We start from the raw sequence: 14,017 nt of genomic DNA, 5'->3' as shown, positions 1-14,017 counted from the left end.
CGGGACATCTCCCCCTCAAGGGGGAGATTGACAGCGACTATCGTGCGCCCCTTACTTGCGCTTATGAGCGGCACGAACGATCTCCCCCCTTGAGGTGACAGAGGGGGGAAGCCCTCCGCAAGCGAACGACCTACTTCTTCCCCTTCGCGATCAGATGATACAGCGCGCGGATCGCCTGCGCCTCGCCGCCAAGCGGCGAGTGCGGGCGTTCGGTCGGGGCCCAGCCGAAGATGTCGAAATGGGCCCAGCTCTTGCTGTTGGTCACGAAGCGCTTGAGAAAGAGCGCCGCAGTGATCGATCCGGCCATGCCGCCCGACGGCGCATTGGTGAGATCGGCGATGCGGGCTGAGATGTCCTTCTCGTAACCCTTGTAGAGCGGCATGCGCCAGAGCGGATCGTCGACCGTGAGGCTCGCTTCGGTCAGATCATGGGCCAGATCCTCGTCGTCGGTGTAGAAGGGCGGCAGGTCCGGGCCAAGCGCGACGCGGGCGGCGCCGGTCAGCGTCGCCATGTCGATGATGAGATCGGCTTCCTCCTCGTCCGCATAGGCGAGCGCATCGGCAAGGATCAGGCGACCTTCGGCGTCGGTGTTGTCGATCTGCACCGTCAGGCCCTTGCGGCTGCGATAGATATCGCCCGGCCGGAAGGCATTGGCGGAGATCGAGTTTTCGACGACGGGCACGAGCACCCTGAGATCGACCTTGAGCTTCGCATCCATGATCATCAGCGCCAAGCCCATGACATTGGCAGCACCGCCCATGTCCTTCTTCATCAGAAGCATTGAGGCCGCCGGCTTGATGTCGAGGCCACCCGTGTCGAAGCAAACGCCCTTGCCGACCAGCGTCACCTTGCGATGCCCCTTCTTGCCCCAACGCATTTCCAGCAGCCGCGGCGCTTCGGCGCTGGCGCGGCCGACGGTGTGGATCAGCGGAAAGTTCTGCTTCAGCAGATCGTCGCCGGAAACGACGGAAACCTTTGCCTTGTAGTGCTCGCCGAGCGCCCGGAAGGCCTCCTCCAGCGCATTCGGCCCCATGTCGTTGGTCGGCATGTTGATGAGATCGCGGGCGAGGAAAACACCCGCAAGCTGGCGCTTGATATCGGCGGCATCGGCATCGGCCGGGATCATCAAGGTCGGCGCTTCGCTCGCCGCAGCCTTGTAGCGGTCGAAGCGGTAAGAGCCGAGGCCGTAGCCGAGCGCCAGGCGGTTGGCCGTCAGCGGCGCGGTCTCGATATGCCATTTTCCGGCTGGCAGCGCGCGCGCCAGCTTGCCGGTCAGGAACGGTGCTTCCGACGGATTGGCGCCCAGCCCGAACAGCGCGCCGCCGAGCTGGCCGTCTTGCGAGGGGATCAGCAGAACCGCGCCGGATTCCGCCTTGAAGCCCGCCTTGCGTGCCCAGTCGAGCGCGATCGGATCGATTGCGCCGAGATCGATATGGGCCGGTGTCACCGCGAAGATCGGCAGGGTCTTGCCGGCACTGGTGTTGAACGGCGACGGACGGTCGATGAATTGATAGGAGGCCATGGAAATCCTTAAGAAGGCACGGTGCAGAATCACCCGATTAACGCTCTGTTAGGGTTAACAGATTATTGCTGGAGTGAAGATTGCGCCGATTTGTTGGGGATTGCATCCGGTGCTCTATCGAATTGCTTAAGGGGCATTGGCAATGACGTCACGCGGACACTCGTCTCTTTCCCATCACCGGTTTCTGAAAGCCGCCTCTCTGGCGGCCTTCGTCGCGCTGGCGCTGTCCGGCTGTGCGACGCAAAAGAAGGAGCTGACGACCGGCTCCATTCCGACGGCCAATTTCTCCAAGCCGGTTCAGTCGATGAACGCGACGGAACTTGCAGCAGCGGCGGAGAGCATCGGCGAGGCCTATGAGCGCAATCCCAAGGACCGCAATGCAGGCTTGAATTATGCCAATATGCTCAGAATGACCGGCCGCAATGCGCAGGCCCTGGCGGTGATGCAGCAGGTGGCGATCAACTACCCGACAGACCGCGAAGTGCTCGCCGCCTATGGCAAATCGCAAGCTGCTGCGGGTCAACTGGAACAGGCGTTGAACACGATTTCCCGCGCCCAGACGCCGGACCGTCCGGACTGGAAGTTGAAATCGGCGGAAGGCGCAATCCTCGACCAGCTCGGCCGCGCGTCCGAAGCGCGTCAACGTTATCGCGAGGCGCTCGACATCCAGCCGAACGAGCCGACGGTCCTTTCCAATCTCGGGATGTCCTATCTTCTGAACAAGGACCTGAAAACGGCTGAAACCTATCTGAAATCGGCGGTCAGCCAGCCCGGCGCCGACAGCAGCGTCCGGCAGAACCTGGCGCTAGCCGTCGGACTGCAGGGACGTTTTGCCGAAGCCGAGCAGATCGCCCGGCAGGAGCTTTCTCCCGATCAGGCGGAAGCCAATGTCAAATATCTGCGCTCGATCATGTCGCAGCAGAACGCTTGGCAGAAGCTCTCCAAGGAAGACAAGGCCACGAACTGACGAACGTCGGCTCAGCGCTTAGCCCTCACGAAATCCAGGAAGGCGCGCAACGGCCCGGGCAGCTGCCGTCTGCTGGGATAGTAGAGGAAAAAGCCTGGATAATAGGGGCACCAGTCCTCCAGAACGCTGACCAGCCGCCCCTCCGCGACTGCTCGGCTCGCCTGACTTTCGAAGACATAGGCGAGCCCCGCACCGTCCATCGCAGCCTGCAGCATGATGTCCTGATCACCGAGCGTCAGCGGCCCCTGGACATCCATATCGACTTCAAGGCCACCCCGTTCGAACTCCCAGCGGTAGAAGGCTCCACTGGCAAACCGGTAGCGGATGCAGGGATGATTTTTCAGATCGTAAGGCGTAACCGGCTTCGCATGCCGCTCGAAATGATCGGGTGAGGCAACGACCGTGAAGCGGTGACGCGGCCCGATCGGAATGGCGATCATGTCCGCCGCGATCGTCTCGCCGAACCGGACGCCCGCGTCGAAGCCGCCGGACACCATATCGACAAGCGCGTCGTCGACGACGATCTCGACCTCGATTGCGGGATGCTCACTGAGGAACCGTGCAACGGTCGGCAGCAGCACGAGCTTTGCGGCGGCGCGAGGTGCGTTGATTCGAAGTTTCCCCAACGGTCGGCCGCGGAATGTGTCCAGCTCTTCCAATGCCGCGTCGATGTCGAGAAAGGCCGGGCGGACCCGTTCGAAAAGCCGCTCACCGGCCTCAGTCAGGCCGACACCCCGCGTGGTCCGGTTAACGAGCCGAACATCCAGCCGCTCCTCGATCGCGCGCAATGCATGGGAAAGCGCCGAGGCGGTCACGCCGAGATCGACCGCGGCCTTCCGGAAGCTCCGATGCTGGGCTATCGCCAGAAAGACGGACAGGTCCTGAGCCCGAATTCGACGCATTGATGAAGTTTCCTCACTGAGTTGCGGAAGAGAAACTAGATTATCTCATCTATCATGCTGAGTTACGTTGTTCCTGCAAGCAAATTCCAACGACGAAAGGAAAACGTCATGCGTGTATGGTTCATCACTGGCGCGTCCCGCGGCTTCGGCGCCCTCATCACCCAGGAAGCCCTCAATGCTGGCGATGCCGTCGTCGCAACGGCGCGCAATCCGCAGACCGTCATCGACCGCTTTGGCAATCACCCCAATCTCCTTGCCGTCGCCCTCGACGTCACCAATGAGAGACAGGCATTTGCCGCTGTCGAACAGGCCGTCAAGCGTTTCGGCAAGATCGATGTCCTGCTCAACAATGCGGGCTACGGCTTGCTCGGCGCCGTCGAGGAGGCAACGGCCGAGGAGGTCGAAAAGCTCTATGCGACGAATGTCTTCGGTCTGCTGAAGGTGACGCGGGCGGTGTTGCCGCACATGCGTCGGCAGCGCTCTGGTCATGTCATGAACATCTCGTCGATCGGCGGCTATACCGGCTTTCCCGGCTGGGGTGTCTACGGTTCGACCAAGTTCGCCATCGAGGGTCTTTCGGAATCGCTGGCGACCGAGGTCAAGCCGCTGGGGATCGATGTCACCGTCGTCGAGCCGGGTTTCTTCCGCACCGACTTTCTGGACGAAACCTCGCTCGTCATCAGCCCGAGTTCGATTGCCGACTACGAACGGACACCGGCAGGCGCCATGCGCGACTTCGCGGGGGCCAAGAACCACGGCCAGCCCGGCGATCCCGCGCGGCTTGCGAAAGCGATGATCACGCTCGCCAATGCGGAGAACCCGCCACTGCGCATGCCCTTCGGCACCGATACGCTGTCGGCGATCAGCGAGAAAAACGCCAGCGTTGCTCGCGAGGTCGAAATATGGCGCAAGCTTTCTGAATCGACGGACTTTCCGGTCGAGACCGTTGCCGCCAAGTGACTGAAAGACAAAGCACCGCCCTCGGAGGGCGGTGCTTTGTCGTGTCTGCATTCTGCGCCGGGTGCTTGGGCTCAGAACTTGTCCGAAACCTGGATTCCGGCCGGCCCGAGAATAACGGCAATCAGGACCGGCAGGAAGAACAGGATCATCGGCACCGTCAGCTTCGGCGGCAGGGCAGCCGCCTTCTTTTCGGCCTCGTTCATGCGCTGGTCGCGGCTTTCCTGGGCAAGCACCCGCAGCGCCTGGGCGATCGGCGTACCGTAGCGGTCCGCCTGGATCAGGGCCTGCATGACCGACTTGACCTCGTCCAGCCCGGTTCTGGTCCCGAGATTTTCCAGTGCCATGCGCCGATCGGGCAGGAAGGAGAGTTCCGCAACGGTGAGGACCAGTTCCTCGGCCAGCGGGGCCGACTGCGCGGCGATTTCGTCGGCCACGCGCCGCATCGCGAGTTCCATGGAGATGCCCGATTCCACGCAGATCAGCAAAAGGTCAAGCGCGTCCGGCCAGGCCCGGCGGATCGAATGCTGGCGTTTCGAAACGGCATTCGAAATGAAGATATTGGGCGCGTAGAAGCCAAGATAGCCAATGCCGATGACGGCGAGGATCCGCATCGGCAACGGTTTTTCGCCGAGATAGCCGAGGAAGAAAATGTAGAACGCGCCAACCGCAAGGAACAGAAACGGCAAGCACAGGCGGGCGACCAGAAACATGTTCAGCGCGTTCTGCGACCGGTAGCCGGCCGATTTCAGCCGGTTGACGGTCTTGTCGTCGACCAGCGCCTTGCGCAGGTTGAGCCGCTCGACGATCTGGCGCACCGACGTGTTGTTCTGGGCGCGCAGGGATGCCTTGCCGCCGGACACCTCGGCATTCAGGCGGGCGCGTTCGCGCGCCCGGATCAGTTCCCGTTCGGTGGCAACGGATTTCATCCGTTTGTCCAGATTTCCCTTCTCGAAGAAGGGTATTGCCAGCGAATAGAACGTCGCCAGCACCGCCACCGCCACCAGAAAGGCGACGATGACGTTCGGATCGGTCAGGGTATTGATCATGCCCTCGCTCATGCCGGGGCCTTCCTAGATGTCGAAGTTGATCATGTTGCGCATCACCCAGATGCCGATGCTCATCCACACCGCCGAGCAGCCCATGATGATGTGGCCGCGCGGATCGGTGAAGAGGATCATCATGTATTGCGGAGACGTCATGTAGACCATAAAGGCGACGATGAATGGCAGGGCGCCGATGATGCAGGCCGATGCCTTGGCTTCCATCGACAGCGCCTGGACCTTGGCCTTCATCTTCTTGCGTTCGCGCAGCACCTTGCCGAGGTTGCCGAGCGCCTCGGAGAGGTTGCCGCCGGCCTGCGCCTGAATGGCGATGACGATGGCGAAGAAATTGACCTCCGGCAGCGGAATGCTGTTGATCATGCGGGCGCAGGCTTCCGGAATATTGAGGCCGACCTGCTGCGCCTCGATGATGCGTCTGAATTCGGTCTTCACCGGCTCCTGCCCGTCACCGGCGATCAGCCGGATGGCGTCGTTGAGCGGCAGGCCGGACTTGATCGATCGCACCATGACGTCAAGGGCGTTGGGAAATTCGTTGAGGAATGCCTTGCAGCGGCGCTTGATCAGGAAGTTGACGAACCAGCGCGGAAAGCCGGCCGTGCCGATGAGAAGAATGCCGGCAACAATCGGCAGCATGGCCCCGGCGATCAGCGCGATCAAGGCAGCAATCACACCGAAGACAACGCTGGCAATGTAGAATTGGGGGATCGATATCTTGAGACCGGCCTGCATGAGCCTGATCTTCATCGAAGGTTTCGCCTTGGCAGATTTTTCCTGCTGCTTTTTCTCGAGATCCTTCAGCGAATCCTGTACCGATTTTCGTCGCTTCGACATCTCGGTCATGCGGTCGCGCGCCGCCTTGACCTTGACCCTGTCGGTTTCGGCGGATTTCACCTTGCGGACGCGGCTTTCGGCCTTCTTCTCGGTTTCGATGCGCGTGAACAGGATGCCATAGGCAAGGCCGGCCGTTGCAAGGGCGACGAGACCGACGATAGCCAGAATGGTGATGTCTATTCCGAACATGAAAACGATCAGTCCTTTTCCATCGCGTCGAGCGTCGCGGCCAGCCGCTTGTCCTCGTTGAAATAGCGGGCGCGGTCCCAGAAATGCGGGCGGCCGATGCCGGTCGACTTGTGGCGGCCGATGATCTTGCCGTTGGCGTCTTCGCCGTCGATCTCGTAGCGCATCAGGTCCTGAGTGATGATGACGTCACCTTCCATGCCGATGACTTCGGAGATGTGGGTGATGCGGCGCGAACCGTCGCGCAGACGCGCCGCCTGGATAATGATGTCGATCGAACCGGCAATGATTTCGCGGACGGTCTTGGCCGGCAGCGTATAGCCGCCCATGGCGATCATCGATTCCATACGGGCAAGGCATTCGCGCGGCGTATTGGCGTGGATGGTGCCCATCGAGCCGTCGTGGCCGGTGTTCATCGCCTGAAGCAAGTCGAAGACTTCTGGTCCGCGCACTTCGCCGACGATGATCCGCTCGGGCCGCATACGCAGGCAGTTCTTGATGAGATCACGCATGGTGATCTCGCCTTCGCCTTCGATGTTCGGGGGCCGGGTTTCAAGGCGCACCACATGCGGCTGCTGCAGTTGCAGTTCGGCCGTATCCTCGCAGGTGATGACGCGTTCATCGAGATCGATATAGCCGGTCAGGCAGTTGAGGAGGGTCGTCTTGCCGGAACCGGTACCGCCGGAGATGACGACGTTGCAACGGACGCGGCCGATGATCTGCAGGAGCACCGCGCCTTCCGGCGTGATGGCGCCGAACTTGACCAGCTGGTCGAGTTTCAGCTTGTCTTTCTTGAACTTACGAATTGTCAGAGCCGTGCCGTCGATGGCGAGCGGCGGGGCGATGACGTTGACGCGCGAGCCATCGGGAAGGCGGGCGTCGCAGATCGGCGAGGATTCGTCGACGCGCCGGCCGACCTGGGAGACGATACGCTGGCAGATCGACAGGAGCTGGGCGTTGTCGCGGAAGCGAACCTCGGATTCGATCGTCTTGCCGCCGACTTCGATGAAGGTTTGGCCGGCGCCGTTGACCATGATGTCGGCGATGTCGTCGCGTGCGAGCAGCGGTTCCAGCGGACCGTAGCCGAGAACGTCGTTGCAGATGTCCTCGAGCAGCTCCTCCTGCTCGGAGATCGACATCGCGAAATTCTTGATCGTGATGATGTCGTTGACGATATCGCGGATTTCTTCGCGTGCGCTCTCGTTGTCGAGCTTGGCCAGCTGCGAAAGGTCGATCGTGTCGATCAGAGCCGAGAAAACCTGGGACTTGGTGTCGTAGTAGTCCTCGGTCCGGGCTGCCTTCTTTCGGATGGGCGGCGGAGACGGCTGCGCACGGGTCACCGGCATAGCTTCGCGGGCAGGCTCCGCAAGAACGGGCGCAGCCTGCCGCTCGGTTGCGGCTACGGGAGCAGCGGCGGGCACGGGCGTTTGCATAGGAGGGCTGATGGAGCCACCCTTTCCGAAGCCGTCGTTTCCTCGTTTACCAAACATGCTCTAAAATCCGATTTTCGTTCAAATGTCAGTTATTTGCGCCCAAGCATCCCGAGCATCTTGCCGAGGCCGCCCTTCTTGGCCTTCTTGGCCGTCGCCCTGCCCGTCACGAGATGGGCGAGTTGCGAGAACGTCTCGGCCGTCGGCGCCTTCTTGTCGATCTCGGCAATCATCCGGCCGCTGTTGGCCGCATTGCCGAACAGCACGGCATCGAACGGAATGATCGCGACCGGCTCGATTTCCAGTGAATCGCAGAAGTCGCCCGGTGATATTTCCGGCCGCTTCGGCATGCCGACCTGGTTCAGCACCAGATGCGGCGTCTTGTCGTTCGGCCGGATTTTCTTCAGCGAATCGAACAGGTTCTTGGCGTTGCGCAGGTTGGCGAGATCGGGCACCGCGACGACGACCACCTCATCGGCTTCCGCCAGCACCGTGCGTGTCCAGTCCGCCCACAGATGCGGCACGTCGAGCACGGAGACCGGCGCATTGCGCAGCAGGATTTCCATCAGCGGCTGGAACGCCGTTGCATCGAAATCATAGGGGCGGTCGAGCATGGACGGTGCCGCAAGCAACGACAGATGCTGCGAGCACTTGGTCAGGAGGCGATCGAGGAACACCTCGTCCAGGCGCTCCGGGGAGAAAACCGCTTCGGAAATACCCTGCGGCGGGTCCTGGTCGAAATTGATGTTGGCGGTGCCGTAGGGCAGGTCAAGGTCGGCAAGCACTACCTCGGTCGAGAACAGGTTCGAAATGCCCCAGGCGCAATTATGGGCGAGCGTCGAAGAACCGACACCGCCCTTGGCGCCGATGAAGGCAATGCTGCGGCCGAGCGGCTCGGCTTCCGGATCGACGAAGATGGTAGCGATGGCGCTTAGAATGTCCGGCATGGCGACCGGTGCCACGATATATTCGGAAATGCCGTTGCGGATCAGTTCGCGATAGAGCGGGATATCGTTGTAGCGACCGATGATGATGACCTTGGTCGAGGGATCGCAGACGGCGGCAAGTGGCGCCAGTTCCGCCATTAGCAGGCGCGGTTCCGTCGAGGTTTCAAGAATGACCAGGTTTGGCGTCGGCGCGGTCGAAAACATGTTGGCAGCAGCGGCGATCGAGCCGCTGTTGATCCGCAGACTGACCTTGCTCATCCGCCGGTCCTGGCCGCAGCGCTCCATCATCCGCTGCAGGGCTTCCGTTTCGCAGAAGGCATGCACGGAGATGCGGGGAAGCGGCCGCAGGTGATCGACGTCGCTCGGGCGGACCGCATCGGCAAAGCCATCCGGCTCACCGGAAGCGGTCTCGATCTTGTAGTCAATCGTGCTCATGGTACTGTCCTGTCAAACCGTCCGGAATATCAATTGTTGTTGATGTTGATAGTCGTTTCTGTCCCGGTTGAGACACCACGGTAGTCCTTGATTACTTCGCCGCGCTGAACCGCATCGATCGGCGACATGGCGCGCGGGCCGAGCAGATCCATCGGGTTGGAAACCTGCGCGGCAAGATTGGCCTGGCTGGCGCAACCAAAATTTTCATAATTCTTGTTCTCGATCGTATTGGCGACAAGATCCTTCGGCCAGTTGCCGCAAGGTGCGGTCTTTGCCGTGATCGCCGTATAGCTGAGCCGGATCGGTGCGGCGTCACCATCGCCGCTTGCCTGATAGCTCGCCTCGGCCAGCCGCCCCGCCGGAATGCCGGCGCCGACCAGCACGCCGCGGATTTCCTTGCGCAGCGCCGATGCGGCGTGAGCATTGACCGAGCCGGTGGGCACCAGGATCTGCACCGTGCCGGTTGCAGAATTTCTATAACTGTAAGCAAAGCCGCGGATGACGTCGCGTGCGCCCATTGTCAGATGCCGGTCGCTGGAGGCAATCGGCACATCGATTGCGTGTTCCGCTTCGGCAATCACGATCGGATGGCGGGTGCGGTAGTCGTCGGGCAAGGCGCCGGTCGACATGCCGTCGCGGTTGGCGCAGCCGGCAAGGGTTGCGCCCGCCACCAGCAAGGCGCCGATCGCAAGCATCCGCGCGAGACGAGCCGAACCGGTGGAGGTGTTTGGCCGCATGGTCGATTGCCCCTTGATATTGCGGTTCAGGATGATCTTGGTCGTCATGTCCGGTCCCGCCTATTTGTAGATGAAGCCGACATTGCCGTGGTACTCCCCGACCGGGGCTGCCTGACGGTTGCCGTAGATGCGATTGACTTCGCCGAGAAATGCGCTCGACAGGTCGTCGGTCGGATTGAAGTTGTCATCCGGCCGCGACAGGTCTGCACGCGCAACCGGCTGGACCAGATAGGGCGTCGCGATGATGACAAGCTCCGTCTCGTTGCGAATGAAGTCCTTCGAGCGGAAGAGCGTCCCGAAAATCGGAATCTTGGAAACGCCGGGAAGACCGGACATGGCCTGGCGGATATTGTCCTGCACCAGACCGCCGATTACGATGGAGCCGCCGGATGGAAGCTCGACGCTGGTGGAAGCCTTGCGGCGACGGATCGACATATAGGTCTGGCCAGGGATGCTGGCCGCATTGGCGTTGACGACAGACCCTTCCCAGGTGGGCTCGGAAACCTCGGTGGCAATTTCGAGACTGATGCGGCCGGGCCCGAGGACGACCGGCGTGAAATCCAGGCCGATGCCGTATTCCACCGTCTCATTGGTACGCGTTATGGCGCCATCCTCATCGATCTCCTGTTCGGAGGGCAAGCGATATTCGCCACCGACGGAGAAGCTCGCCTTCTTGCCGGAAATCGCGGTCAGGCTCGGCTCCGCCAGCGTGCGCATGACGCCCGCCTGCTCCATGGCATTGATATAGCTGGTAAAGCCCATCGTACCGGAACCGATCGTGCCAGTAACCGAAGACGCTATGGCACTGACCGCATTGCCGAGATTGGCCGGGTTGCGGAACGTAATGCCATCGCCGCTCGTGGAGCTCCTAATGGACCCGCTGAAGCCGAGTTGCTTCAACACCTGGCGCGAGACTTCGGCCACGGTCACCTTCAGCATGACCTGGTCTTCGCCGTCGATCCGGAGAAGATTGACGATCTGCGAAGCCTGACGGTCTTCGGCGAAGATGTCCGCGTCGCCGTTGGTACCCTGGGCGGTGATACTGCGCGTCGTCGCTTCACCACCCTTGATAAAGGCCTTGGCGAGCTCTTCGACGCGCGTCGAATCCAGCGGTGTGCGGACGGTGCCGGTCAGCACGATGTTGTCCGAGATGATTTCCACCTTGATATCGGAATCGGGCAGGAAACGCCGCAGATTGGCCTCGAGGTTGGAAATGTCGCGCTCGATCTCCAGATCGAGGCTGACGATTTCTTCGCCATGTGGACCAAACACGAAGATGTTGGTCTGGCCGACCATTTTTCCGAACAGATAGATCCGCCGGGAGGTTCGCGTGACGGCGTCCGCCAGCGTCGGATCGGCAACCAGAATATCGTGTGCATCAGTCGGGAGATCGATGACGACGGCCTTGTTCAGCCCCAGCCTGATGGTTTTCCTAACGCCAGGTCCGCTTTCGGCGATGCGTACCAGCGACTGCGATGCGGCTTCCGCGGTGAACATCTGAGCAGGCAGGCCGGAAAAGGCCAGGCAAAACGCCAGTCCGCCAGCGACAGAGCCACGAAGTTTTCTTCCCATCCGGTTCACGTTCCGCTCCCGCTCACACACTATTTCGCTTCGTTCATGGATGAGCTGTCATCGCTCTTGACGATGGAACCCGATTTGATGACCTGGATGGAGGGCCGCCCGTCGCCGCTCAGCAGATAGTCCGCTGCGATGGTATCCGGCTCCTGCGCGTCGGCGACGCTGCGCAGCGCCAGCGACAGACGCTCTGCCATTTGCTGAGCGACGGTCATGACCTTGGATTGGTCCGGCGTCAGCTCCAGCGTCGCGGTCGTGCCGACGACGGACTTGGACCCATCGTCCTTTTCCTCAATCTGCTGGTCGATGGCGAGCACGCGAACATTGCTGAGAACCGTTTCGGTGATGAAGGCACCTCCTTCCGATTTGCGCACCATGATCACATCGACGCGGTCGTTCGGCAGGATGAAGCCGCCGGCGCCGGTCGCGACTGTAATTTCCGTCGCAACGGCGCGTTTGCCGGCCGGCAGCAGCGCGGACATGATCCGGCTCGTCGAATCGGCGATCTTTTCCTGTCGCACCGGCTCGCCGTTGAAGATCGGCAGGCGCACGACGACGCCTTCAAGGTCGGTCAACGCATTGGGACGAAGCTCTTCGGTGATCAGCCCATCGACGACGCCGTCTTTCGGCCAGGAGATCCAATGGACGGCGTCCGCGTTGAGCCTCGATCCCACGGGCAGGCTCTTGCTGGCGACGAGAACGTTAACGGTCGGTTCGCGCTCGATGACCGGCTCGGCCGAACTGACGACGGTCTTGCCGCTGGTCAGCTTGAGAGCCAGGAATCCGGCAAGCCCCGCCGACACGACGGCCACCGCCAGAATAATAACGCGCACCGGTTTCATGATCTGTCCCTGCAGCCCGAGAATATGCTCGCCGCAGAATGATCAGGAATTGGTGTAATTATAGTTAACGGACTGCTTACATTCGTGGTTAATAAATGATGTGCGCCGCCAAGGCTCAATTGACGTCAAGGCGCGTGCGTCGGCGCAAATGCTGCTGTCTCAGGATGATGCGGGGAAGTCAATGCAACTGAGCAAGCGCCGCCTGCATCAGCGGCGACGAGGGATAGGCAAGAAAGCCGCCGAGACCTATAGCAATTCCGTAGGGGATCTTCTTTGCCGTGAACAACAGGGGCGGCACCGGCAGGCCCGAGGCGAGAATGGTGTTTTCCTGCTTTCGCATCATCAGGATCAGGAGGGTCAGAAGACCACCGAAGATCGAGACATAGATGACGAACGTCATCAGGGAACTGTTGAACCCGAACCAGACGGCGCTTGCCGTAAGGAGTTTGGCGTCACCGCCGCCCATGATATTGAGCGCAAACAGCGCGAAGCACACCGAAAAGACGATCACACCGGCAGCCAGATGCATACCGATCGTCGCGGCGCTGAGGCCGGCCAGCGGTGCGATCAAAATGAAAGCCCCGAGCAGGATGGCCGATACGCGGTTGGGGATCGTCATCGTGAAGAGGTCGGAGAAGGCGGCGATCGCCAGGCACAGCGGCAAAATGACGAAAATGGCAGCTTGGATCATGTGCGTTTCCAGTTATGCTCTTCTGAGAAACGGGCCCCTCGATGTCGCTGCGCAAACAGCCAGCTCGAGAACTGCCGTTGAGCGAGCTTACGCTCACTGGTTTAACGAAACGCCAATCCGGCAAGCCGCTGGCGAACCCTCCAAAAGAAAAACCGCCCCAAAAAGGGGCGGCTTTCCGGCAAATGAGGCTGATGGCCTAGAACTTGCCGTCTGCAGCCGTCATCTTGGTGCTCAGATCCTGGAACTGCGTATCCAGCGTAGTGCCGAGCGTGGTTGCGCCGGTGATCAGGGCAACCGAGATGAGGGCGGCGATCAGGCCGTATTCGATCGCGGTCGCGCCGGACTCATCCTTCATGAAGCGTGCTAAAATCTTGGTCATGTCATCTCTCCTGGGTCAAAGTATCGTTCAGCGCTTTCATCAGCGTTTGCCGCTGAACGAACAGGCGAACTCACACGGGGCTTAAAGAAACAGCGCGATAAGCTGACACCCGCTTCGGGCGGGCCGTGGGCGCATGCGGGTCGAAAGCGATCCAGATGCGCCCGTCACAAAGTGGCGCCGGCGCTTGCTGCCTAGAACTTGCCGTCAGCGGCAGTCATCTTCGTGCTCAGATCCTTGAACTGCGTGTCCAGGGTGGTGCCGAGCGAGGTCGCGCCGGTGATCAGGGCGACAGAGATGAGGGCCGCGATCAGGCCGTATTCGATCGCGGTCGCGCCGGACTCATCCTTCATGAAACGTGCGAAAAGCTTGGTCATGTTATTTCTCCTACTTCACTTGTTGTTCAGCACCGCCGTCAACTGTTTCCGTTGATCGGATGAAGCGAACCTACACAGCGTGAATTTCAATCGGCTTAAGGAAAAGAGTTACCGAGGGATTAACGGCCGATGGCCGGTTTCTTGGTAAAAGCAACGTCAATCCGCAGCATCGTTTTTT

Annotated in this window: 14 protein-coding genes; 2 read left to right on the top strand and 12 right to left on the bottom strand. The window is 60.9% G+C overall.

From position 1 onward, the window contains the following. Positions 1-130 precede the first annotated feature (130 nt). Complete coding sequence (locus WI754_RS06540) at positions 131-1,522, bottom strand: M17 family metallopeptidase (protein WP_349436876.1); 1,392 nt, start codon at positions 1,520-1,522, stop codon at positions 131-133. 142 nt (positions 1,523-1,664) lie between these two features. Between WI754_RS06540 and WI754_RS06535 the strand changes: the two genes are divergently transcribed. After that, positions 1,665-2,489, top strand: a complete 825-nt coding sequence (locus WI754_RS06535; protein ID WP_349436875.1) for a tetratricopeptide repeat protein — start codon at positions 1,665-1,667, stop codon at positions 2,487-2,489. An 11-nt stretch (positions 2,490-2,500) separates the two neighbouring features. Here WI754_RS06535 and WI754_RS06530 read toward each other — a convergent pair whose 3' ends face one another. Beyond that, positions 2,501-3,391: a LysR family transcriptional regulator gene (locus WI754_RS06530; protein ID WP_349436873.1), complete on the bottom strand. Its 891-nt coding sequence runs from the start codon at positions 3,389-3,391 to the stop codon at positions 2,501-2,503. A 108-nt stretch (positions 3,392-3,499) separates the two neighbouring features. On the opposite strand from WI754_RS06530, the gene WI754_RS06525 reads away from it, so the two are divergent. Beyond that, positions 3,500-4,351: an oxidoreductase gene (locus tag WI754_RS06525; protein WP_349436872.1), complete on the top strand. Its 852-nt coding sequence runs from the start codon at positions 3,500-3,502 to the stop codon at positions 4,349-4,351. A gap of 71 nt (positions 4,352-4,422) precedes the next feature. On the opposite strand, the gene WI754_RS06520 is transcribed toward WI754_RS06525, so the two are convergent. The 10 genes from WI754_RS06520 to WI754_RS06475 all read right to left on the bottom strand — a co-directional run bounded on the left by WI754_RS06520 (position 4,423) and on the right by WI754_RS06475 (position 13,839). After that, on the bottom strand, positions 4,423-5,409 hold the full coding sequence (locus WI754_RS06520) for a type II secretion system F family protein (protein WP_349436871.1): 987 nt from the start codon (positions 5,407-5,409) through the stop codon (positions 4,423-4,425). A gap of 12 nt (positions 5,410-5,421) precedes the next feature. Further along, positions 5,422-6,432, bottom strand: coding sequence for a type II secretion system F family protein (locus WI754_RS06515; RefSeq protein WP_349436869.1), 1,011 nt, complete (start codon positions 6,430-6,432; stop codon positions 5,422-5,424). An 8-nt stretch (positions 6,433-6,440) separates the two neighbouring features. Then, positions 6,441-7,919: a CpaF family protein gene (locus WI754_RS06510; protein ID WP_349436868.1), complete on the bottom strand. Its 1,479-nt coding sequence runs from the start codon at positions 7,917-7,919 to the stop codon at positions 6,441-6,443. Positions 7,920-7,951: 32 nt separating this feature from the next. After that, entirely contained in the window at positions 7,952-9,241 is a 1,290-nt protein-coding gene (locus WI754_RS06505; protein ID WP_349436867.1) for a CpaE family protein, read from the bottom strand. A 29-nt stretch (positions 9,242-9,270) separates the two neighbouring features. Further along, a complete protein-coding gene (locus WI754_RS06500; RefSeq protein ID WP_349437745.1) occupies positions 9,271-9,936 on the bottom strand; it encodes a CpaD family pilus assembly protein in 666 nt (221 codons plus the stop codon). Between the two features lie 102 nt (positions 9,937-10,038). Beyond that, positions 10,039-11,559 (bottom strand): type II and III secretion system protein family protein, encoded by a 1,521-nt coding sequence (locus tag WI754_RS06495; protein ID WP_349436866.1) that lies wholly within the window; start codon positions 11,557-11,559, stop codon positions 10,039-10,041. A 20-nt stretch (positions 11,560-11,579) separates the two neighbouring features. Continuing rightward, the gene (gene cpaB, locus WI754_RS06490; RefSeq protein ID WP_349436865.1) at positions 11,580-12,395 is read right to left on the bottom strand and encodes a Flp pilus assembly protein CpaB; all 816 of its coding nucleotides are present in this window, start codon (positions 12,393-12,395) and stop codon (positions 11,580-11,582) included. Positions 12,396-12,573: 178 nt separating this feature from the next. Beyond that, on the bottom strand, positions 12,574-13,086 hold the full coding sequence (locus tag WI754_RS06485; protein ID WP_349436863.1) for a prepilin peptidase: 513 nt from the start codon (positions 13,084-13,086) through the stop codon (positions 12,574-12,576). A gap of 196 nt (positions 13,087-13,282) precedes the next feature. Next, positions 13,283-13,465, bottom strand: a complete 183-nt coding sequence (locus WI754_RS06480; RefSeq protein WP_113002283.1) for a Flp family type IVb pilin — start codon at positions 13,463-13,465, stop codon at positions 13,283-13,285. A 191-nt stretch (positions 13,466-13,656) separates the two neighbouring features. Further along, the gene (locus WI754_RS06475; RefSeq protein WP_349436862.1) at positions 13,657-13,839 is read right to left on the bottom strand and encodes a Flp family type IVb pilin; all 183 of its coding nucleotides are present in this window, start codon (positions 13,837-13,839) and stop codon (positions 13,657-13,659) included. Between the last annotated feature and the right edge of the window lie 178 nt (positions 13,840-14,017).

Source organism: Pararhizobium sp. A13, assembly GCF_040126305.1.
In the GTDB taxonomy this organism is placed as follows: Bacteria; Pseudomonadota; Alphaproteobacteria; order Rhizobiales; family Rhizobiaceae; genus Pararhizobium.
Note: the sequence above shows the minus strand (reverse complement) of the source record. Positions and strands in the feature narration are given on the sequence as shown.

Coding starts and splice junctions, on each gene's coding strand:
- WI754_RS06535 (WP_349436875.1), top strand. CDS start 1,665: ATGACGTCACGCGGACACTCGTCTCTTTCCCATCACCGGTTTCTGAAA.
- WI754_RS06485 (WP_349436863.1), bottom strand. CDS start 13,086: ATGATCCAAGCTGCCATTTTCGTCATTTTGCCGCTGTGCCTGGCGATC.
- WI754_RS06520 (WP_349436871.1), bottom strand. CDS start 5,409: ATGAGCGAGGGCATGATCAATACCCTGACCGATCCGAACGTCATCGTC.
- WI754_RS06530 (WP_349436873.1), bottom strand. CDS start 3,391: ATGCGTCGAATTCGGGCTCAGGACCTGTCCGTCTTTCTGGCGATAGCC.
- WI754_RS06500 (WP_349437745.1), bottom strand. CDS start 9,936: ATGCTTGCGATCGGCGCCTTGCTGGTGGCGGGCGCAACCCTTGCCGGC.
- WI754_RS06515 (WP_349436869.1), bottom strand. CDS start 6,432: ATGTTCGGAATAGACATCACCATTCTGGCTATCGTCGGTCTCGTCGCC.
- WI754_RS06475 (WP_349436862.1), bottom strand. CDS start 13,839: ATGACCAAGCTTTTCGCACGTTTCATGAAGGATGAGTCCGGCGCGACC.
- WI754_RS06480 (WP_113002283.1), bottom strand. CDS start 13,465: ATGACCAAGATTTTAGCACGCTTCATGAAGGATGAGTCCGGCGCGACC.
- WI754_RS06510 (WP_349436868.1), bottom strand. CDS start 7,919: ATGTTTGGTAAACGAGGAAACGACGGCTTCGGAAAGGGTGGCTCCATC.
- cpaB (WP_349436865.1), bottom strand. CDS start 12,395: ATGAAACCGGTGCGCGTTATTATTCTGGCGGTGGCCGTCGTGTCGGCG.
- WI754_RS06505 (WP_349436867.1), bottom strand. CDS start 9,241: ATGAGCACGATTGACTACAAGATCGAGACCGCTTCCGGTGAGCCGGAT.
- WI754_RS06525 (WP_349436872.1), top strand. CDS start 3,500: ATGCGTGTATGGTTCATCACTGGCGCGTCCCGCGGCTTCGGCGCCCTC.
- WI754_RS06540 (WP_349436876.1), bottom strand. CDS start 1,522: ATGGCCTCCTATCAATTCATCGACCGTCCGTCGCCGTTCAACACCAGT.